Origin of the sequence: Planococcus sp. FY231025 (genome assembly GCF_052078085.1) — a bacterium.
Lineage (GTDB): Bacteria > Bacillota > Bacilli > Bacillales_A > Planococcaceae > Planococcus.
In genome coordinates this window covers 191,421-211,979 of record NZ_JBQJJG010000008.1, presented here as the reverse complement: position 1 = coordinate 211,979, position 20,559 = coordinate 191,421, and the positions used below count along the sequence as shown (strand labels likewise).

27 protein-coding genes are annotated in these 20,559 nt (G+C 50.5%); 1 reads left to right on the top strand and 26 read right to left on the bottom strand.

Annotated elements, in window-relative coordinates:
* Positions 1-5: 5 nt before the first annotated feature.
* From mgsA to ACTL32_RS12760, 3 genes are read right to left on the bottom strand one after another with little or no spacing between them, the layout of a single operon-like run.
* On the bottom strand, positions 6-410 hold the full coding sequence (gene mgsA, locus ACTL32_RS12770) for a methylglyoxal synthase (protein WP_441341834.1): 405 nt from the start codon (positions 408-410) through the stop codon (positions 6-8).
* A 13-nt stretch (positions 411-423) separates the two neighbouring features.
* Positions 424-1,224: a 4-hydroxy-tetrahydrodipicolinate reductase gene (dapB, locus tag ACTL32_RS12765; RefSeq protein WP_441341833.1), complete on the bottom strand. Its 801-nt coding sequence runs from the start codon at positions 1,222-1,224 to the stop codon at positions 424-426.
* On the bottom strand, positions 1,224-1,559 hold the full coding sequence (locus ACTL32_RS12760) for a nucleotide pyrophosphohydrolase (RefSeq protein ID WP_441341832.1): 336 nt from the start codon (positions 1,557-1,559) through the stop codon (positions 1,224-1,226). Before ACTL32_RS12760 ends, dapB begins: the two co-directional genes overlap by 1 nt.
* A 107-nt stretch (positions 1,560-1,666) precedes the next feature.
* Here ACTL32_RS12760 and ACTL32_RS12755 point away from each other — a divergent pair, with 107 nt between their 5' ends.
* Entirely contained in the window at positions 1,667-2,533 is an 867-nt protein-coding gene (locus tag ACTL32_RS12755) for a YitT family protein (RefSeq protein ID WP_441341831.1), read from the top strand.
* A 46-nt stretch (positions 2,534-2,579) separates the two neighbouring features.
* Here the strand turns inward: ACTL32_RS12755 and ACTL32_RS12750 are convergent, their stop codons facing one another.
* The 23 genes from ACTL32_RS12750 to ACTL32_RS12640 all read right to left on the bottom strand — a co-directional run bounded on the left by ACTL32_RS12750 (position 2,580) and on the right by ACTL32_RS12640 (position 20,550).
* Positions 2,580-3,254 carry a zinc metallopeptidase gene (locus ACTL32_RS12750; RefSeq protein ID WP_204892326.1) on the bottom strand — a complete coding sequence of 225 codons (675 nt, stop codon included), beginning with the start codon at positions 3,252-3,254 and terminating at the stop codon, positions 2,580-2,582.
* Positions 3,255-3,316: 62 nt separating this feature from the next.
* Positions 3,317-3,919 carry a DUF1405 domain-containing protein gene (locus ACTL32_RS12745; protein WP_441341830.1) on the bottom strand — a complete coding sequence of 201 codons (603 nt, stop codon included), beginning with the start codon at positions 3,917-3,919 and terminating at the stop codon, positions 3,317-3,319.
* 217 nt (positions 3,920-4,136) lie between these two features.
* Entirely contained in the window at positions 4,137-4,916 is a 780-nt protein-coding gene (locus tag ACTL32_RS12740) for a c-type cytochrome (RefSeq protein ID WP_441341829.1), read from the bottom strand.
* Positions 4,917-4,955: 39 nt separating this feature from the next.
* Positions 4,956-5,630 (bottom strand): menaquinol-cytochrome c reductase cytochrome b subunit, encoded by a 675-nt coding sequence (qcrB, locus tag ACTL32_RS12735; protein ID WP_204892329.1) that lies wholly within the window; start codon positions 5,628-5,630, stop codon positions 4,956-4,958.
* Between the two features lie 21 nt (positions 5,631-5,651).
* The gene (locus tag ACTL32_RS12730) at positions 5,652-6,155 is read right to left on the bottom strand and encodes a ubiquinol-cytochrome c reductase iron-sulfur subunit (RefSeq protein WP_441341828.1); all 504 of its coding nucleotides are present in this window, start codon (positions 6,153-6,155) and stop codon (positions 5,652-5,654) included.
* Between the two features lie 141 nt (positions 6,156-6,296).
* A complete protein-coding gene (locus ACTL32_RS12725) occupies positions 6,297-6,749 on the bottom strand; it encodes a YpiF family protein (protein ID WP_441341827.1) in 453 nt (150 codons plus the stop codon).
* Positions 6,750-6,754: 5 nt separating this feature from the next.
* Positions 6,755-7,318 (bottom strand): ReoY family proteolytic degradation factor, encoded by a 564-nt coding sequence (locus ACTL32_RS12720; protein ID WP_441341826.1) that lies wholly within the window; start codon positions 7,316-7,318, stop codon positions 6,755-6,757.
* Between the two features lie 13 nt (positions 7,319-7,331).
* A complete protein-coding gene (locus ACTL32_RS12715; RefSeq protein WP_441341825.1) occupies positions 7,332-8,585 on the bottom strand; it encodes a tetratricopeptide repeat protein in 1,254 nt (417 codons plus the stop codon).
* Between the two features lie 89 nt (positions 8,586-8,674).
* A complete protein-coding gene (gene aroA, locus ACTL32_RS12710; protein ID WP_441341824.1) occupies positions 8,675-9,958 on the bottom strand; it encodes a 3-phosphoshikimate 1-carboxyvinyltransferase in 1,284 nt (427 codons plus the stop codon).
* A 12-nt stretch (positions 9,959-9,970) separates the two neighbouring features.
* Entirely contained in the window at positions 9,971-11,059 is a 1,089-nt protein-coding gene (locus ACTL32_RS12705; protein WP_441341823.1) for a prephenate dehydrogenase, read from the bottom strand.
* Positions 11,056-11,439 carry a chorismate mutase gene (gene aroH, locus ACTL32_RS12700; RefSeq protein WP_441341822.1) on the bottom strand — a complete coding sequence of 128 codons (384 nt, stop codon included), beginning with the start codon at positions 11,437-11,439 and terminating at the stop codon, positions 11,056-11,058. The genes ACTL32_RS12705 and aroH overlap by 4 nt, the downstream gene beginning before the upstream one ends.
* On the bottom strand, positions 11,436-12,512 hold the full coding sequence (gene aroB / locus ACTL32_RS12695) for a 3-dehydroquinate synthase (protein ID WP_441341821.1): 1,077 nt from the start codon (positions 12,510-12,512) through the stop codon (positions 11,436-11,438). The genes aroH and aroB overlap by 4 nt, the downstream gene beginning before the upstream one ends.
* Before the next feature lie 2 nt (positions 12,513-12,514).
* Positions 12,515-13,687, bottom strand: a complete 1,173-nt coding sequence (gene aroC, locus ACTL32_RS12690) for a chorismate synthase (RefSeq protein ID WP_441341820.1) — start codon at positions 13,685-13,687, stop codon at positions 12,515-12,517.
* Between the two features lie 216 nt (positions 13,688-13,903).
* A complete protein-coding gene (gene ndk / locus ACTL32_RS12685; RefSeq protein ID WP_441341819.1) occupies positions 13,904-14,350 on the bottom strand; it encodes a nucleoside-diphosphate kinase in 447 nt (148 codons plus the stop codon).
* Between the two features lie 85 nt (positions 14,351-14,435).
* The gene (gene hepT, locus ACTL32_RS12680; RefSeq protein ID WP_441341818.1) at positions 14,436-15,410 is read right to left on the bottom strand and encodes a heptaprenyl diphosphate synthase component II; all 975 of its coding nucleotides are present in this window, start codon (positions 15,408-15,410) and stop codon (positions 14,436-14,438) included.
* A gap of 23 nt (positions 15,411-15,433) precedes the next feature.
* On the bottom strand, positions 15,434-16,132 hold the full coding sequence (locus ACTL32_RS12675) for a demethylmenaquinone methyltransferase (RefSeq protein WP_441341817.1): 699 nt from the start codon (positions 16,130-16,132) through the stop codon (positions 15,434-15,436).
* Positions 16,133-16,137: 5 nt separating this feature from the next.
* On the bottom strand, positions 16,138-16,914 hold the full coding sequence (locus ACTL32_RS12670) for a heptaprenyl diphosphate synthase component 1 (RefSeq protein ID WP_441341816.1): 777 nt from the start codon (positions 16,912-16,914) through the stop codon (positions 16,138-16,140).
* An 82-nt stretch (positions 16,915-16,996) separates the two neighbouring features.
* Positions 16,997-17,218, bottom strand: a complete 222-nt coding sequence (mtrB, locus tag ACTL32_RS12665) for a trp RNA-binding attenuation protein MtrB (RefSeq protein ID WP_204892341.1) — start codon at positions 17,216-17,218, stop codon at positions 16,997-16,999.
* 32 nt (positions 17,219-17,250) lie between these two features.
* Positions 17,251-17,835, bottom strand: coding sequence for a GTP cyclohydrolase I FolE (folE, locus tag ACTL32_RS12660; protein ID WP_441341815.1), 585 nt, complete (start codon positions 17,833-17,835; stop codon positions 17,251-17,253).
* A 234-nt stretch (positions 17,836-18,069) separates the two neighbouring features.
* Complete coding sequence (locus tag ACTL32_RS12655; protein WP_135500796.1) at positions 18,070-18,342, bottom strand: HU family DNA-binding protein; 273 nt, start codon at positions 18,340-18,342, stop codon at positions 18,070-18,072.
* Positions 18,343-18,515: 173 nt separating this feature from the next.
* A complete protein-coding gene (locus ACTL32_RS12650) occupies positions 18,516-19,226 on the bottom strand; it encodes a hypothetical protein (RefSeq protein WP_441341814.1) in 711 nt (236 codons plus the stop codon).
* 10 nt (positions 19,227-19,236) lie between these two features.
* Positions 19,237-19,440, bottom strand: coding sequence for a DUF2768 domain-containing protein (locus ACTL32_RS12645; protein WP_204892344.1), 204 nt, complete (start codon positions 19,438-19,440; stop codon positions 19,237-19,239).
* Between the two features lie 87 nt (positions 19,441-19,527).
* On the bottom strand, positions 19,528-20,550 hold the full coding sequence (locus ACTL32_RS12640; RefSeq protein ID WP_441341813.1) for an NAD(P)H-dependent glycerol-3-phosphate dehydrogenase: 1,023 nt from the start codon (positions 20,548-20,550) through the stop codon (positions 19,528-19,530).
* Between the last annotated feature and the right edge of the window lie 9 nt (positions 20,551-20,559).

The following is a 20,559-nucleotide window of genomic DNA, read 5'->3' as shown; positions in this document are numbered from 1 at the left end:
CACTCCTATTCTCTCCGTTCGCGGATCAACCGCCAGTTTACAAAACCTTCTTCAAGGCCTTTCAATAAAACCTCTGCCGTGCCCATATTCGTTGCGAGCGGAACGTTATAGACATCGCACAGCCGCATCAGAGCCGAAACATCGGGTTCATGGGGCTGTGCAGTCAGAGGGTCGCGGAAGAAGATGATCATGTCCATCTCGTCCTGCGCAATCATTGCACCGATCTGCTGGTCGCCGCCCAGTGGCCCCGAACGGAAGCGCTGTACATCCAAGTCCGTTTCATCCATGATGCGCTGGCCGGTGGTGCCGGTCGCGTACAAGGTATGCTGGGCCAAAATCGGCTGATAGGCCGTCACGAATTGGATCAGGTCGTCTTTCTTTTTATCATGAGCGATTAATGCTAACTTCATGCCATCGTCCCCTTCAGTCTATGATATGCTCCAGTCCATAAATCAGTCTTTCCGTTTCCATGACCGTTTTTACGGAAAGCACTACACCGCTCATGAAAGATCCGCGGTTGAACGAATCGTGCCGGATGGTCAGCAGCTGCCCTTCGCCTCCAAGCAGTACTTGCTGGTGGGCGACGAGGCCGGGCAGGCGGACGCTGTGGATCCGCATGCCTTCATAATTCGCACCCCGCGCCCCTTCGAGCGTCTCTTTTTCATGGACATGCCCTTGTTCATGGGTCGGGCGGTGTCCGGCAATCAGATGCGCGGTCTTCATCGCTGTGCCAGAAGGCGCATCCAGTTTCTGGTCATGGTGCATTTCTATGATTTCGATATCGGGCAGGTATTTGGCTGCCTGTTCTGCAAACTTCATCATCAAGACGGCCCCTACCGCAAAATTCGGGGCAATGATGCAGCCGACTTTCGTCTCTTCCGCAAGCGCCGCCAATTCTTTCAGTTCATCGTCAGAAAAGCCTGTCGTCCCGACGACCGGGCGAATATTCAATTGAAGGGCCTGCTTTGTATGTTTATAGACCGCTTCCGGCGAAGTCAAATCGACCAGTACATGCGGCCCGGTTGCCGTGTGCATCTCTTCCATATCCGTAAAGACCGGTACGTCATACGAATCCGGGAAAACATTCAATTCTGCCAACGTCGCGCCGATTTCCTTATAATCCAGGACCGCCACCAATTCCATCTCCTGATTTTTCATGACTGTATGTACCGCTTCCTGCCCCATTTTGCCTCTTGGTCCCGCGATTGCTACGCGTATTGTCATTATTCCTCTTCCTTTCTTGTCCAGCGGTCCTTGTCCCGCGTATTGAATTTTTTCATAACCCGCTCGTGGGCTTCCTGCAGGTCGATATCGAGCGAATTCGCCATGCAGATCAGGACGAAGAGCACATCTCCCATCTCATCGGCAATTGCGCCTTCGCTTTCTGATGCTTTCTTCTTTTTCGGGCCGAATTCATGCATCACTTCCCGGGACAGTTCCCCCAGTTCTTCGGTCAGCCTCGCCATCAGCTCCATCGGCGTAAAATAGCCTTCTTTGAATTGGCCGATATATGCATCGACCTCCTTTTGAAGGTCGTTCATTGTCTTTTTGCCGTCCATGCCATCACACTCCTCATTTCATCGTAAAGAAAACAGGGGATGTTGTCAAAATCATTATTATAACCGATAATACAGAAGTTGAGTTTACGCAAGGGAGAGAATTATATATGAAAGAACTGCGCCTGAAAAACATCATTTTCATCCTGCTCGGATCGGCCATCTACAGCTTCGGCTTTGTCCACTTCAATATCCAGAACGAACTTGGAGAAGGCGGATTTGCCGGCATCACATTGATCCTTTATTTCCTCTTTGAATGGGATCCTGCACTTATGAACTTATTATTGAATATTCCGCTGTTCTTCATCGGCTGGAAGCTGCTCGGCAAAAAAGTGTTCCTGTACACGATCATCGGGACCGTTGCCGTTTCGGTGTTCCTCAAAATCTTCCTGGTGTACGAAATTCAGATTGACCTGCACGAAGATTTATTCCTTGCGACCTTGTTTGCCGGAGTGTTTGTCGGCATCGGGCTCGGAATCATCTTCCGCTACGGCGGAACTACCGGCGGAGTGGATATCATCGCCCGCCTGGTGCAGAAATACAGCGGCTGGAGCATGGGCAAGACGATGTTCCTGTTCGATGCCGCTGTCATTGCCCTGTCGCGCCTGACGTTTTTGGACAACCGGACCATGATGTATACACTGGTCGCCGTCTTTGTCGGAGCCCGGGTCATCGACTTTGTCCAGGAAGGCGCATATTCCGGAAGAGGGGCGCTGATCATTTCCGACTCGCAGGAAGAAATCGCCAGCCGCATTGCTGTTGAAATGGACCGCGGCATCACGATTCTCCGCGGCTACGGCCATTTTACGAAAGAAGAACGCGAAGTGCTTTATTGTGTTGTTGCGAAAAATGAAATCGTCCGCTTGAAGAACATCATCAACAGCGTCGATCCGCATGCATTCGTTTCCTTAATGGAAGTCCATGACGTCATGGGCGAAGGCTTCACACTCGACGAACAGAAGCAGCCCATCGGGTGAAAAGAAAGAAACCGTTCCGGAAAATCCGGAACGGTTTCTTTTTGTTTTATGAACGGTTCATGCCAGTGTAGATCAACAGAAGGCGTGCGAGTTCAAGCACTGCGACAGCAGTTGCTGCGACATAGGTCATCGCTGCTGCGCTCAATACTTTTTTCGCATGGCGCTCTTCTTCATTGCGGATGATGTTGTTTGCCAGCAGCTGGTCCATCGCGCGGCTGGATGCGTTAAACTCCACCGGCAGCGTGATAAGCTGAAACAGGACGCCTGCAGCAAGCAAGATAATGCCGATCAGCAATGCGCCGCTCCAAGCGGAGAACAGCCCGATCATGATGAAGATCCAGGACATGTTTGAAGAGATGTTGACGATCGGCACCAAACGATGGCGTAGCCGAAGGAACGAATAGGCTTCCGCATCCTGGATGGCATGGCCGACTTCGTGGGCGGCGACCGCCGTCCCGGCAACAGACGCTTCATGGAAGTTATGGCTGCTCAGCGCAACGATTTTGGTCATTGGATTGTAATGGTCGCTCAGCATGCCGCGGCTTTCGACGACTTTGACGTCATGCAGCCCATTCTGGTCCAGAATGATTCGGGCCACTTGGGCGCCGGTATGGCCAGAAGTCGAGCGGATTTTGGAATATTTGCTATAGGTTCTTTTCAATTTAAATTGAGCCCACATAGGGATGATCAGCAAAAGGATGAAATAGATCAAAAAATCCATCTGTTCAACACACCTTTCTCATATGCTTCTATCTCTATTTTACGTGCAAAGGTCAGCTATGGTCAACTGAAACGCCCCTGCGGCCTGTTGAGTTCTGCGACGAATAAAGCAAAAGCGATGCAGCCGATCGACAGCCAAAATGTGAAGTAACCGATTTGGCTGCTGTACATTTCAAGGCTCCGGTAAATCGGCATTTGCCTGAAGACGTAATCGATGACATCGTTATGCAAGGTCCAGACCGCAGTCAGTGCAACCGATACCCAGCCGAACCGGTAATGGTCGATATAGAGCACGGCTTGAAGCGCCATTGCGAAATGGGAACCGACGAGCATCCAGCCGATCCAGCCGATCGATCCGGTTTCCCAGAGGGTCAACAGGTTCATCACTACAGCCCACAACCCGTATTTGATCAACGTGACAAAAGCCAGCGCTTCGATAATCCGGCTGCGCTTGCCGATCAGCCAAAGTCCGAGGACGATGGTGAAAAACAGGCTGGCTGTCGGGCTGTCCGGCACGAAAATCAGGAACTTCGGTTCGGTGATTTCCAGCTGCCAGCCATACCATATGTATCCATAGACTGTCCCTGCCAGATTAACGAGAAACAGAAGAATGAGAAATGGGCGGAACATGAGCCAGGCGGATAATTTATAGACTGTCGAAAGCATGTGCCTCTTCCTTTCGGGTAGTGAGAAAAGCGCAAGCGCCTATGTAGCTCCGACAAGCGCTGGAGACCATGAACTGAATGGCGCTTTTTGCCATTCGGGTCATGGCCGAAGCGTCTCGAGGGGCTAGGCGCTGGAGTCTGGACATGAAACAGAGAGCTGAAAAACATTACTTACTTAATCTACAAAAAAGAGCCGGTTTCCCGGCTCTTTTGTTGGTTTATTCGGATAAGCCATCGATGAATTCAGTCATGACCTTAAGGTCTTCTTCTGAACCGTCCCAAGATGGAGGCATAACTTGCTGACCATCCCGCTCGATGCCGTTTACAGCGATTTCAGCGATTTCTTCTGCGGTGAATTCAGTCGCAGTCAATGCTGGACCGACTGCACCTTCCAAATTGTCGCCGTGGCAGCTGATACATGCTGATCCAGAATAGATTTCATAGCCTGGGTCGGCCGTATCAATTTCAACTTCCTCGACGATCTGCCCCTGCGCTTCCGCAGCTTCCCAGTCATGGTTTACAACAGATTCCCATGTCAAGAAGATGATGGCAGCAGTAGCAAGAAGCATGAATCCTGTCGGCAGCGGCCGTTTAGACGGACGGCGTTCAGGGCCCGGATCCAAGAATGGAGCCAGCGCCAAAGCAGTGAATGCCAAACCTGGCATGATGATGGCGCCCACAATATTGAATGGACCAGAAGCGAATTCATATTTTAACAATTGGTATAAGAACAAGAAATACCAGTCTGGCAATGGAATATAGCCCGTGTCTGTCGGATCCGCCTGGCCTTCAAGAGGCGATGGATGCGCGACAGTAAGGAGCAGGTACCCAATCAAGAAGACAGCACCGATCATCCATTCTTTCAAAAGGAAGTTCGGCCAGAAAGCTTCTGTTTTACCAGGATATTCGGAGTAATCTTTCGGGATATTCGGCTTACGATGCTGCAAGCCTGGTACACGTGAATCCCCGACGAATTTCATCCCTTTTCCGCGATGCATAATGTCCCCTCCTTAAAAAAATCCATTTGGCCGCTCTTCTTATAGCGGGCCGGAAATACCTTGTCTTCTGATCATGATAAAATGCGCGCCGAGCAACCCAAGCAAAGCAGCGGGCAAGAAGAATACATGAATCGCGAAGAAGCGGGTAAGCGTCTGTGCACCCAGGATAGCAGAATCCCCGGCAAGCAAGACTTTGATTGCGCCGCCGATGACCGGAACTGAAGCCGCAATCTCGATACCAACTTTTGTTGCAAACAATGCTTTCATATCCCATGGAAGCAGGTAGCCTGTGAAGCTTAGGCCAAGGATGACGCCGAATAGCATAACGCCGACGATCCAGTTCAATTCACGAGGTTTCTTATAAGAACCTGTAAAGAATACACGTAGAGTATGAAGGAAAATCATTACAACTACTAGAGAAGAACCCCAGTGGTGCATCCCACGCACGATCTCTCCAAAAGCGACTTCGTTTTGAAGATAGTAGACCGACTGCCAAGCATTTTCAATATCCGGCACATAGTACATTGTCAAGAACATACCTGATAGGATCTGGATTACTGTAATGAAGAACGTCAGTCCTCCGAAACAATAAACGAATGCCGAGAAGTGGTGTGCGGGGTTTACGTGCTCCGGTACTTCATGGTCTGCGATATCGCGCCAGATAGGCGTGATGTCCAAACGCTCATCAACCCAATCATATAACTTGTTTAGCACTGGTGTCGTACCCCCTAACTATTAAACTAATGTGTTCGGTTTTACTGCGCCGATAGCTAAGAAGCCATCACGTTCTTCCACTGTGAATTCATCGAGTGGTCCAAGCGGCGGAGTTCCGGGAACGTTCTGGCCGTTCTTCTCATAGCGCCCTGCGTGGCATGGGCAGAAGAATTGGTTCGGGTGTTCCGGATCGGCTGCCCAGTTGACTGTGCATCCTAAATGTTTGCAGACTGGCGACAGGGCAATAATTTTGTCCCCTTCTTTATACACCCAAGCAGAATTTGTCACTTCTGATGTATACCATGCATCCACTTGCTCGTAAGCAAAGTCGACGCGCACTGGTTCTTCTGACAAATCAGCGACACTTTGGTCAGTCAAAATAAAATCCCCACCAGCTTTTTCCTGCAATAGCGGGTCAACCGCAAAGCGAACCATTGGCATCAGCATGCCTGCTGCCATGAATCCGCCTACACCTGTTAATGTGTAGCCTAAAAATTGACGTCGTGATACACGATTGTTGCTCATCCTTTTCCCCCCTCTAACATTCAAGGTCAGTCCAATGGACATACTCATTTCAAATATAATTACTAGGACAACCTAATGATATATCAATCAAATGTTTAGGTCAATATCGCAATGAATCGATTAGTTCCTTTTGTGAACATTTCATGAAGGCTGTGACCATTCGTTGATAAAAAGCGGCAAGACCTGCCGCAGCTGGTCTTCCATCACTGAAATCTTGAAGGACTGATCCATGTTTTCTGTCGGAATTGCCGGCAGCCACAGAACATTATTCAATTCCGGCAGCGTCCGCCATTCCGCATCGGTCGTCATGTAAAACACATGCTTGAAGCCGGTCTTTCCCATTTCCTCTTTCAGCTCAGCCGCCAATCGTCCCCGGTCAGCGCCTTTAACATAGGATACGGGCGGGAACAGCAGAATGCGTCCTTTGAATTGCTTTTCCAACAGATTGGTCAACGACTGCAAATAATCAGAGCCGCTCGCACTCGGCTTCATGCCGTTGGCCGAGAGGTCAAGCTGGACAAGCGGAACCACCGCCGTGTCCACGTATTCCTGCTGCTGTAAATATTGATCGATATCTTTTCCGGTAAAATGCATAAACTTCAGTCACTCTCCGATTCCTTTAGGGTCTTAATCGATTGAAGCAATGCCGAAAGCTCGAAAAACTTTTCACGGTCGTTTGCATCAAGCGCTTCATCGATCTGCTTAAGTACCGATTCCTCCTGGAAAGCTGAAAGGCTGGCTTCAAGCAAGCCTTCTGCAATTTTCCGGTCTTCTTCCGTAATGGAAGCATTTTTCGGCATATAAGGGTTCTCTTCCAGCACCAATAGATAAAGCGGTGATGGCGGGCGGTTCGGGAAGTTCAGCTGCACGTACAAGTCTTCGTCCGGATTCAGGCGCAGATCATGGAACGATTTTTCCGCGTCGGCCGTCATGAGATTGCCTTTATAAAAGCGGAACGGGATTTCCTTTGACTCCGTAGACGACATGACCATGGCCCGAGGGCAATAATGCGCTTCTTCCACAAAATGCGTCTTTTCAAGTAGGTCCTCATTGCTGAGCATATAATTGAGAATCCAGATGCACTCCCGCCGTTTCATCTTATGGGACTGCAAGAACCAGCGCACAAACTGCTTTTTTTCTCCTACAGAAACTGAAGCGGTCATCGGAATTCCTCCTTTACTCGAATGATTGCTGCCAGTCAAACCACTCCGGATTTTCCGGCTCTAATGCTTGGAGCTCTTTAATGATTTCGAGGGCTTCCCCGCGTTTCCCTTCCTCGATCAGGAATCGTGCATATTTTTCAAGAAAATTCGGGTCGTCCCGGAAAGCCGGATATGCTTTGCCGTAATATTCCCCGGCTTTTGCGAATTGCTCCGTCCGTTCATAGGCTTCCGCAATCATCGGATAAAGGCCTGCCCAATCATCTCCGCTTTCAATGACACTTTCTGCCAATTCAAGCGTGTCTTCATCCAGCTCTTCCGCATGGAAATAGGAAACCAATGTGTAGATCGCCTCCATGTACTCCGGATCAAGCGCTATGGCCTGGCGCAGGCTCTCTACACCTTCTTGTACTTTGCCGAGCTTCAATGCGAGCTTCCCGGCGAACAGGTAAAGCTCTTTGTCGTATTCATCCCGCTCAATCCCTTTAAGGATTGCCTGATAGGCGCCTTCAAAGTCTTCCGCCATGTTGAGGCTTTGCGCCCGCAGCAGATAGGCAGAGAAATAATCCGGATCCAATCCGATCAGTTCATCCAGCCGCCTTACGGCCATTTCATATTGCCTCGTCTGGAAAGCGGCAAACGCTGCGCCGAAAAGCACATCCGGTTTTTGCGTCTCTTTCAGCGCTTCTTCGTAAAAAGGCAGCGCTTCTTCATAAGCCGCTCCGGCACTGTAAACTTCAGCGAGCCGCTCCGATAAATCGACGCCTTCAAGCTGGGTGCCTTCCCGCTTCAGATCCTGATAAATCTTTGCAGATTCCAGATAGCGGCCGGAATCGAGCAGCAATTCGGCTTTCGCCTGCTGCAGCAAAGGTTCGTCCGGAAGCAGCTCGATCGCTTCGTTCAATCGGCTCTCCGCCGCTTCGATCAACCCCTGCAATTGAAACAGGTCGGCGAGCGTCACCAATACCTGCGGATAAAGTTCATCATCATTGGAGATTTCCATCAAGGCATTCAGTGCCTCGTCTTCCCTGTCCACTTCGATCAGAAGATTTGCACGGTCGACTGTCAATTGGGATTCTTCCGGGAAAACGAATTGAAGATGTTCGAGGACTTTGATCGCTTCTTCGACATAGCCGATTTCGGCCAGCCATTCGGAAAGGTCATACTGCTCCTCCGGGTCGCCGCTTAGCAGATACGCTTCGATCGACTCATTCACCGAACGCGGATCCCCTTGTTCGACTGCTTGTTGAATGTCTTTGATACTTGCCATCCTATCACCTATTCTTTTGAATTTCCTAGTTCCATCCTACACGAAAGTGTGTTCGAATCATAATAAAAAACTCCCCTTTCGGAGAGTTCTTAGATCAACGAATTCATCTCTTCGACAAAATTCGGAAATGACACGGAAATGCAGTCCGGATCATCGATGGTGACCGGTCCGTCTGCGATCAAAGCCGCCACAGCAGCCATCATGCCAAGCCGGTGATCGCCATAGGTCATCATATCGGCGCCTCTTAGCGGCGTCGGCCCGTTGATGATCATGCCGTCTTCCGTAGCTGTGATATCCGCGCCCATTTTCGATAATTCAGCAACTACCGCGGCAATGCGGTCCGTCTCTTTTACCCGCAGCTCTTCCGCGTCTTTGATGACCGTCTGCCCTTTTGCCTGTGTTGCAACCAGCGCAAGCAAAGGGATTTCATCGATCAATCGGGGAATCAGGCTTCCGCCGATTTCGGTGGCTGTCAGGCGTGAAGAACGGATGACAAGGTCCGCCGGCATTTCGCCTGTTTCTTCCCGCAAATCGATACTGACATCTGCACCCATCGCTTTGACGACATCCAATATGCCGGTCCTTGTCGGGTTGCACCCGACATTCGTCAGCTTCACTTCGCTGCCTTCCGTGATCAAAGCCGCACCGATCATGAACGCTGCCGAAGAAATATCCCCGGGTACGCTGACATGGGCTGCAGCCAGCTGTTGGCCCCCTTGGAGTTCGATGGTGCCATCATGCCGTTTGATCGAAGCTCCAAAATGCTCCAGCATGATTTCGGTATGGTCGCGCGTCGGAACCGGCTCCTTGATGACCGTCGTCCCTTCCGCTTTCAATGCGGCCAGGAGAATCGCCGATTTCACCTGTGCGCTTGCGACAGGGAGCGTGTAATCGATTGCCCGAAGCCGGGTCCCTTGAACCGCTAGCGGTGTAAACTGGCCGTCCTGGCGTCCGCGGATGTCCGCGCCCATCAACCGGAGCGGATTGATGATGCGTTTCATCGGGCGTTTGGCGATGGAAGCATCTCCTGCCATCACAGAGTGGAATCCGGTTCCTGCCAACAAGCCAAGCATGAGACGGGTCGTCGTCCCCGAGTTGCCTGTATCCAGCACTTCTGAAGGTTCTTGCCACTGTGCTTCGCCGCCGCTGACAATGGTCACTTTGTCGCCGTCAAGGCTGATTTCTACACCAAGCTTGCGGAAACAGCTGATCGTGCTAAGACAATCATCGCCGAGCAGGAATCCTTCGACCGTTGTCGTGCCTTTGGCCATGGAACCGAACATGATAGCCCGGTGGGAGATCGATTTGTCGCCAGGCACTTGGATCGTGCCTTTCAATGAGGGGTTCGAGTATGTCAAAGTCAACGTCATCATAGGGCCTCTCTTTCATGAAATATACGTGTCATAAGCTGTTCTGCTGCGGATGCAAGCCCTTGCCCGCTCACGGTCCTCAGGCGTCTGGAAACTGATCACCAAAATACCGAAGACATCTTCGCGGGTCTCCAGAATGCGCAAATTGACGATGGAAATGCTTTCCTCGGCCAAATAGCCGGTCACTTCTGAAATGATACCCGGCACGTCCGGAATGTCTACATAGAGATCATAGACGCTGAACATGGCACCGTGGCCGGCAATCGGCAACTCGTCGCGGACCGATTTGGCATCCTGGAAATACTGTTCGATCGGCTCCGGTTCATTAGCGACGAGCAGCGTGCGAAGCTTTTCCATCTCTTCCATCCAATTCGATAATTGCCTGACAATCTTGTCGTTATTCTGGGTAGTGATGTCGCGCCACATTTCGGGATTCGATGAAGCGATCCGCGTGATATCACGGAAACCGCCTGCCGCCAACTGGCGGGCAAAGGGCTGCTCTTCTTCTTTTGCCAACTGGTGGACAAGCGAAGCTGCGATAAGATGCGGGAAATGGCTGACAATGGCGGTCATGTGGTCATGATCGTCCGCAGCCAGCACTTCGACTTTCGCTTTTGTCACCGAAAGAAGGTCTTTCAGGAAAGCGACTTGGCTGTCCGCCACCCCTTCTGCCGGCGTCAAAATATAGAAGGCATTTTCAAACAGCATCTCTTTTGCCGCTTCCACGCCGCTCTTATGGGAGCCGGCCATCGGGTGTCCGCCGATAAAGGCATGGTCCAGCCTTTTGGCCGCTTCCATGATCAGTGCTTTGGTGCTTCCGGTGTCGGTCAGAATGACATTTTCCTTCAAGTTCCAAAAACGGCTTTGTTCCATCAATTTCAAGGTAGCGCCGACCGGTGTGGCAAAAACGATGACATCTGCATCGGCGGCAGCTTGTTCAAGCGAAGGTGGGGAGCTGTGGATGATACCCATTTTATATGCTTTTCTCGCCGTCAGCGGATCGGCATCATAGCCCGCAACCGCCACTTGTGGATGCCGCTGCAGGGCTTTGGCCAAGGATCCGCCAATCAATCCGAGCCCAATGATCAAGACGTTCGTTTTCATAGCGAGGACGCCTCTTTGCTGCCTTGAAGGTCCGGGCGCAGCTTAACCGCTTCATTCAAATAGATGTGCTTGATTTCCTTTTGGGCTATTGCCGTATTGACATGCATCATGATGCGGATGCACAGCGGCATGCTGCCGGGCACGTCCATCTCATGCGTGCACATGACCGGCACGTAAGTCCATTGGTCAATCGTTCTTACCGCTTTTGCGGGAAATGCCGAAGAAATATCTGTCGTCGTGGAAACGATGACCGATGCGACATCTTCTGGTTCGATCCGGTTCTCTTTGGCCATCTCCAGTACCAAACGCCGTGTTTCTGCAAGAATCTCTTCCGGCTTGTCTGCCTTGACCGTAATGGCCCCTCTTACTCCACGTATCATACTAACACCTCTCTTATTTTTGAACGGAATTCTTCGTAAACGATTCTTGCCCGTTCTTCTTCAATCGTGCCCATCTGCGGGATACCCGTCTCCGGAAGCAACACAAAACTGAGTGCCCCGCCAGAAGATTTCTTATCTTTCTTCATGAAGCCGAGAACCTGTTCGAAAGGGATCTCTTCCAAGTGATGGAGCGGATAGCCGTTGGACTGGCACCAGGACAAGAAGTTCTCAAATTTTGGATGGCCTGACAGTAGCAGCGCATAGCCCATCCCCAGTGCGACCGCTTCCCCGTGGGTGATTTTTCCGTAGCCGAGATGGGCTTCGATGGCATGGGCGAGCGTGTGGCCGAAGTTGAGGTATTTGCGGACGCCGCCTTCAAATTCATCTTCTTCGACAATCGCCGCTTTGACGGCAATCCCTTTCTCCAAGTGGTCCATCAATTCTTCATCATTCATTTCAGCCAAAGAACGGATGGCCAAAATTTCTTTCAGCCAATGTTCATTGGAGATGAATGCATGTTTGGCCACTTCCGCCATGCCGGAACGGATTTCATGTGCCGGCAGTGTATGCAGAAAGTCCAGATCATAGATGACCGCTTCCGGCTGGTAGAACGTACCGATCATATTTTTTCCGAGAGGATGATTGATGGCCGTTTTCCCTCCGACTGCGCTGTCATGTGCCAGGATCGTTGTCGGAACCTGGATGTAAGGGATCCCTCTCATGAATGTCGATGCGACAAAACCGGCGACATCCCCGGTCGCTCCGCCGCCGAAGGCAAGAAGCAGGCTTTTTCGGGAACAGCCTTGCTCGAGCAGGAAACTATGGCACGCCATGAACACTTCGACCGATTTTGCGGCTTCGCCGGCAGGCACTGTGAATACACTGGCCTCGTGGGGCTTGAGGCCTGACAGCAGGCGGCCGAGATGGAGCGATGCCACCGTTTCATCCGCAATAACGGCGATCCGGTCCGCAGCACCCAATAGCTCTTGGTATTCGGCAGAAAATACATCCACCGCCCCGGGTCCGATATGGACGCTATACGGTTTTCCAGCTTCTACCCGAAGTGCTTTCATGTTTAAAACTCCTTTGTGTAATTCAAGTAGTTCTGCAGATTCTCTTTCAGGCGCGGCATCTGGTCGGCATCAAACTGCTCAAGCAATGCGTTTGCCGCTTCCCATGCCACCACATGTTCTGCAACGATGGACGCTGCCGGCACCGCGCAGCTGTCGGACCGTTCAATGCTTGCCTGGAAAGGCTCTTTCGTATCGATATCGACGCTTTGGAGCGGTTTGTACAATGTCGGGATCGGTTTCATGACGCCTCGGACGATGATCGGCATCCCAGTTGTCATGCCGCCTTCAAAGCCGCCCAGGTTATTCGTGCGGCGGGTATAGCCCTCAGTTTCATTCCATAGGATTTCATCATGGACTTCGCTGCCCGGCCGTCTCGCCATTTCAAAGCCCAGTCCGAATTCGACGCCTTTGAATGCATTGATGCTCATCATGGCGGCAGCCATTTTCGCATCCAGTTTCCGGTCGTAATGGACATAGCTGCCGATTCCTGCCGGCATCCCTTCAACGATCACTTCCACCGTGCCGCCGATCGAATCGCCATTCTTTTTGGTCTGGTCGATCAAATCGGTCATCTGGCTAGTGACGGATGGATCCGCACAATAAACGGCATCCGCTTCCACAAGCCCCCGTATCTCAGCCGCCGTTTTGCCCTGGTAGCTTGCCGGATTCACTTTGATGCCGCCGATTTCCGTTACATGCGAGACGATTTCGACGCCCAGCTGCGACAGCAATTGTTTCGCGACAGCTCCAACAGCGACGCGGACTGTCGTTTCACGCGCTGATGACCGTTCCAGGACATTGCGCAAATCCCGGTGGCCATATTTCATGCCGCCGTTCAAGTCAGCGTGTCCCGGGCGCGGACGCGTCAATTGGCGCTTCACTTCGTCTTCATCTTCAATGGGTTCGATGCCCATAATATTTGTCCAATGTTTCCAATCATCATTTTTCACTACCAAAGTCACCGGGGAGCCCAGTGTTTTGCCATGCCGTACGCCGGAGACAATTTCCACCGTATCCTTTTCAATCTGCATTCTTCTGCCGCGGCCATGGCCGCCCTGGCGGCGCTTTAATTCCTTGTTGATCATCTCTGCCGTCAAAGGCAATTGGGCCGGCAGCCCCTCAATGATGGCGGTCAATTGTGGACCGTGTGATTCTCCTGCTGTTAAATATCGCATGACACTTTCTCCCTTCAACGCGCTAAAGTATTTAAATAACACTATAACATATAGCATTTCAACAATTCTATCTTAAAATCAGTGAAATTCAAACACGATTTTGAATATTGTTTGAAAATACCATTATTTCAATATAGGTTGTGCCCATAAAGAATACGGGGCTGTGTAAAAATGGACAAATAAAAAAAGGCAGCCGCAGCCGCCTTTTGTTCTGGATTAGTTTACCCAGTTGTTGATTGTTTTTTCGTAAGATACCAATTCTTCTTCTTTGAAGAACAAGCCGATTTCGCGTTCAGCGCTTTCAGCTGAATCCGAACCGTGGATCATGTTTTTGCCGACAGTGACTGCGAAGTCGCCGCGGATTGTTCCTGGAGCTGCATCTTTAGGGTTTGTAGCGCCCATCATTTGACGTGCAGTCAAAATAACGTTTTCGCCTTCCCAAACCATTGCAAATACAGGGCCTGAAGTGATGAAGTCAACCAATTCACCGAAGAATGGACGTTCTTTGTGCTCGCTGTAATGCTCTTCAGCCAATTCAGTCGGGATCTGCATCAATTTAGCGCCTACCAAGTGATACCCTTTTTTCTCAAAACGTGCTACGATTTCGCCGATTACGTTGCGTTGAACGCCGTCAGGTTTAACCATCAAGAAAGTTTTTTCCATTATAAACACTCCTCTATTAAAAGCTCGGGCTTTTTGCCCACCCTAAAAAATACTATCAGTTTGGGGCTATTTGTCAACTGCCGTTTTAAAACTTTCTCTTGCCGATGAAAAACGCGATATTGCGCATCGTTTTCCGCGCCGGCCCTTTCGGCAGTTCATTCAATTCCTTCAGGGCTTTGCCGAGGTACTGTTCGGAGATCGCCTTCGCTTCATTGATGGCAGAACTATTGCGGATTGTCCGAACGATATGGAGGCGCTCTTCATCCGTAAGATCTTTGTTGAGGTTCGCTAGCAGCAGCCGGTATATTTCCGGATTGCTGCGGGCACAAAGAATCGGCAATGTGATATTGCCCTGCAGGAAATCACTTCCGGCTGGCTTGCCCAGCTCTTCATCTGAAGAAGTGAAATCCAGGATATCATCGATGATCTGGAAAGACATTCCGATATAATAGCCGAACCTCCGCAAATGGCGGACGGTTTTTTCATCGGCGCCGGAAACCATCGCACCCAGCTCGCAGCTGGAAGAAATCAGCAGCGCGGTTTTCCGTTTGATGCGCCGCAGGTAATCGCGCAAGTTCTGGTCCAGCTTGTATTTATCCTCGATCTGGATAATCTCGCCGCGGCAGACTTCAATCATCGTCTTCGATAGCACATGGTGGAGCCTTGGTGAATCGATGTCGGTGATATACTCCAATGCGCGCGCCAGGATGAAATCCCCGGTATACATCGCCACGCTATTGTTCCATTCCGCCTTGACGGTCGGTTTCCCCCGCCTGATTTCGGAATCGTCGATCACGTCATCATGCACGAGCGATGCCATATGGATAAGCTCCAGCGGCACCGCCACTTGCTTCATCACATCCACATTGTAATTGCCGAACTTTCCTGCCAGCAAAACAAAAACAGGTCGGATCCGTTTCCCTCCGGCCTGCAATAAATGAAGAGATGCATCGTTTAATAGAGGAGATTCGGAATCCACTGCCTGTTCCAATTCTTGTTCAATCAAATCCAACTCCGGTTTAATGTCGGAATAGAGCAATTTCAACTTCATCTTTTCCACAAAAATACCCTTCTCCCGCTTGTTTACTTTTTAATCCCCATATGAAGTGCCGCAGCACCGCCAGTATAAGGTTTGTATTTCACTTTTTCAAAGCCGACTTTTACAAACAGGCGAGCCAGCGCTTTCATGTCAGGGAAGCTTTTCGCTGACTCCTGAAGCCATGAATACTCCTGGTAGCTTTTTGCAAATAGCTTTCCGAATACCGGCATGATGAACCGGAAATAGAAGCGGAAAAACGGCTTGAACAATAGATTATTGGGCTGTGAAGTTTCCAGGCAGGCGATCATGCCGCCCGGCTTCAAGACGCGGTGCATTTCCGATAGCACTTGCTCATAGTCCGGCACATTGCGAAGGCCGAAACCGATCGTCGCAAAGTCAAAGGAGTTGTCCGGAAACGGCAAGGCCATTGCATTGCCTTGGATCAATTCCACTTGCGGCATCGATTTCGTTTTCTCCACGCCGACGTTCAGCATATTGCGGCTGAAATCCAGGCCTACAACGCGGCCTTGCTCGCCGGCAGCCTCAGCCAGTGCGATGGTCCAATCAGCCGTACCGCAGCAGACGTCTATTGCAGAAGCGCCGCGCGGGACTTGCATCTTGTCCATCGTATCTTTCCGCCATTTATTGTGCTGCTGGAAACTGATGACCGAATTCATCTGGTCGTAGTTATCCGATATCTTTTCAAAAACTTCGTGGACTCGCTGTTCTTTTGTTTTCTGCATGTCAGTCATCCTTCTCGGGTCAGCTGCTCAGCTTTATGCTGGTGCGGGGTGATTTGATGGAGCATGAAATTCTTCAATTCATAAGTGAGTGCATAATTGTCGGCCGTCCACAAAATATCATCGTAGAGGCTTGCAAGCTTGTCCATCAGCCAACGCTCTGTCTGGAGCGGGTGGCGCAATGTCTGGTTCAGCATCCGGATGACCAGGCTCTGGCCGCCTCTTTGCAGGCATTCCAGTTCGGTGCCGTAGCGGATATAGGTAAGCACTAATCCGGCAAGCGGCATGTACTTCTCAAAACCGTAGAAATGATAGAAAGAGGACAGCAACTCGGTTTCGATCTGGTAGATTGATTGTTCGATTTCATCGATTGTATAAATTTCGCCATCATAGAAGGCTGCTTTTTTCTCACTGACTTTGATGATTGCCGTCGCCAAACGCTGGATCATGGCAATATTATTCGCATTGGCCAGCATCTGGTAATAGATGCCGCTGTAAAAATCGCCTGCCAATACGGTCAGCTGCTGTTTTTTGGTCGCCAGGATATCCTGCTTCACCTGGTCGTGGGCATGCAAGGCGGCATAGACGATGGAAACCGTTTTAGCGGATTCTTCGATATCGTCCGACCACTGGTTTCGATCAAAAAAAGGCAATAGCAAAAAAAACAAGCGTTCCCGTTGGACTGATGGGCCTTCTGTGAATTTTTCGAGCGTCCGCTGTTTGAGCGCTCTCAGCACATCAATCTCCACAGAAGTGATTTTCGAATGTATTTGTTGTTCATTCATACTGCTTGCTCCATTCATGGTTTAGCCATACCATACTTCCTACATTATACCACAGGCAAAGCTTCACCTTCATTCAAAAAGCCTACTTTTTCGCTTCGCTTTCCATTACTCCGTGTGCGGTGTGCAATTCAGCCTTGCCGCGGATTTTCATGGCAGAGGTATGTTCCGTGAACTGGGCAATCATCACTTCGCCCTTATCGAGCTTTTCAGTATGGTGGAATTTCGTGTCGTTTCCCCGTGTCAATCCGATGACGTTCACGCCGTCTTCCAGCGCGCGGATCACAATATATTCTGTCTGTGCCATTTTTACACCTGCTTCTGTTTTTTTGTGAGCTTTTAATTCATATTGATGTAAGTCATGATTTCGGCGCGTTTGATATCGTCCGTTTCGAAGATGCCGCGTGAAACTGCTGTTACGGTTTTCGCACCAGGCTTTTTAATGCCGCGCATCGTCATGCACATATGTTCGGCTTCCACCATGACATATACGCCATGGGGATTCAACGTTTCCATCAAGGAATCTGCGATAGTCGATGTAATGCGCTCCTGGAGCTGCGGGCGCTTGGAGACCGTTTCTACTGCACGGGCCAGCTTGCTCAGGCCGGTCACCACGCCATCACGCGGGATGTAAGCGATATGGGCTTTGCCGAAAAACGGCACCAGATGATGCTCGCATGTGGAATGGAAGGGGATATCTTTCACAAGGACCAATTCTTCATGGCCTTCGTGGAAAACGGTTTTGAAGTATTCTTTCGGATCTTCCTGCAGCCCCGAGAATATCTCAGCATACATTTTAGCAACACGTTTCGGTGTATCGAGCAAACCTTCGCGCGACGGGTCTTCACCGACCGCTTCGAGGATCATGGTCACCGCCTGTTCGATTTTGTTCAGATCCACTTTATGGGCGTTTGTATTTATCACTATGTTTTCCTCCTGTTAAAGACACATCGTTATAGGTGCTGGTCCACAGCAAGGTGGTTTGCATGCACGCGAGTTCTTTCTTTATAAAGCCGCCAGCCCGGCTCGGCTGCCTGCGCTTTTCTCTCATGAATCGTAGCATATGTAGGGTTTGTTGGCAAAATTGTAAACTCAAAAAAAGAATGGCTTTTGTGGGAACGAGTCTCACAAAAGCCATCCTATGTACTGCAAAGATAATTATTTCACTGCGTCTTTAAGTGCTTTACCTGGCTTAAATGCAGGAACCTTGCTTGCAGCGATTTCGATTTCAGCACCTGTCTGCGGGTTGCGGCCTTTGCGGGCTGCGCGTTCGCGTACTTCGAAGTTGCCAAAACCGATCAATTGTACTTTGTCACCTTTAGTTAGAGCTTCTTGAATCGCTTCAAATGCAGCGTCAACTGCTTTCGCAGCATCTTTGCGAGAAAGTTCAGCTGCTTCAGCAACAGAGTTCACTAATTCTGTCTTGTTCATGCTATTCACCTCCTCTCAAAGGGGATGCAATCGTTCAATCCTGTAAAAAGAGTATCATAACGAAAAATGCATAGCAACAACTAATAGGGCGGTTTCCCAATAAAACAAACAAATATTCAATTATTATCCTTAAAAATCGTCTGTTTTGCGGAAAACCGCGTCATATCAGCCATTTATTCCGTTAGGAAGACAGGTTCGTTGTTTTCATCCACGGTGTACGGAAGCGAGTAAGCAGGGACGACCGGATTGTCCTCATACAGCAGGAACCGGATATCCTGGCCCGGCTCGATGGTGCCTTCGTATTCCTGCAGAGCGGAATACAGGTCCATTGAATAGTCCACAAAGACCTCTCCTTGCCCATTGACCACCATCGGCAGATTGCGTCCGGTATATGGGCTCATCACTACCGGTTCCTCATCGAACCCCATGGCTTCGTGATTGAATTTGTAAACGTTGTCTGCAAGGATTTCCGAAATCGGCGCACGTCCGCCGTTTGCGCTCTTGCGGACGTTCACGCTGCGGATCGCTTCAGCGATTCGGAGATCCACCAGTTTCACGGTCGGATTTTCTTCGACGTCCATCAAAACATATTGATAGATGCCGCCCACTTCAAATGCATTGGTCGGCATTTCTGCCATATAGGCCGGCATGATTTTCGAAAAATCGACCGGGTATTTGATGAACTGATCAACTTCCATATCACGGGTTTTGATCGGCAGCAGCCCGCCGCTCGCTCCCCGGTACTGGTTGACCGCATTCTGGACCGCAATGATCTGGTCTTCATACGGCGTTTCATTTTTCGCCCGTTCACTGTCGGGGTACATACAGCCGCCTAAAAGCATGGCAATCGCGGCTATGATCAATAACACTGCTGGTTTTTTCATTTCCCTCACCTCATGCGCCGCCTGTAGGGCCGCTGAATACCGTGAACACCATGATGAAGAACCCGAGGATCAGCAATATATAGGCAATTAACGCAAATAAGAATTTTAAGATGCCGTTATTCAATTTGTACCGGCTCAGGTAAATCATTCCCATGGAAATGAGCAGGAATCCGATTCCTGCAAAAGACACCCACATTTTATCTAAAGCACTCATGACGAACCGCCTTTCGTTCAGTTTCAGACCATAGTATAGCACAAAAAAAGAAGCGGCACCGGGGCTCCGCCTCTTCTTTTGTGACAATTAAAGCAAGTTGATAAGATCTTCCATCTCGTTCTTCTTCATACGGCCCATCAAACGGTCGACCGCTTCTTTTGTTGACACATTTTCAAACAGCACCGCGTAAAGGGCGTCTGTGATCGGCATTGGAACGCCGTATGCCCGTGACAATTGATAGGCGGCTTTTGTGGTCCGGATGCCTTCGACGACCATGCCCATTTCTGTGAGCACTTCATCGATGGACTTTCCTTCGCCGAGCATCTTGCCGGCCCGCCAATTGCGGGAATGGACACTGGTGCAGGTGACGATGAGGTCCCCGACGCCGGACAGTCCGGAGAAGGTCAGCGGCGTCGCGCCCATTTTCACGCCGAGCCGTGCGATTTCCGCAAGCCCGCGCGTCATGAGCGCCGCTTTCGCGTTGTCGCCATACCCCAGGCCGTCCGTAATGCCGACAGCAAGCGCGATGATGTTCTTCAGCGCGCCGCCGATCTCGACACCGATGACGTCCGTATTCGTGTATACACGGAAGTAATGGTTCATGAACAAGTCCTGGACCCGTTCCGCCGCTTTTGTGTTCTCACACGCCGCTGTGACGGTCGTAGGGTGTTCGAGCACCACTTCTTCCGCATGGCTCGGCCCGGACAAGACCACTACATCCTCCAACCATTCTTCCGGGATCTCCTCGCGGATCATTTCACTGATCCGCTTCAGGGAATCCGGCTCAATCCCTTTGGAGACATGGACAAAAAGGGCTTTTTTGTCCAGATGCTCCCGGATATCTGCACACACTTCCCGGATTGCCTTGGTAGGGACAGCCAAAACGAAAACGTCGGCATGGCGAACTGCCATCGGCAAGTCGCCCGTAGCCTTCAACGCTTCCGGCAATACGATTTCTTTGAGGTAGCGCTTGTTTGTATGTTGTTGGTTGATTTCATCCGCCTGTTCGGAACGGTGGGTCCACAACAGCAGATCCTGGCCGTTCTGTGCCAGGACATAGCTCAACGCCGTGCCCCAGCTCCCGGCTCCAAAAACCGAAACTTTTTCCATCTTCAACGG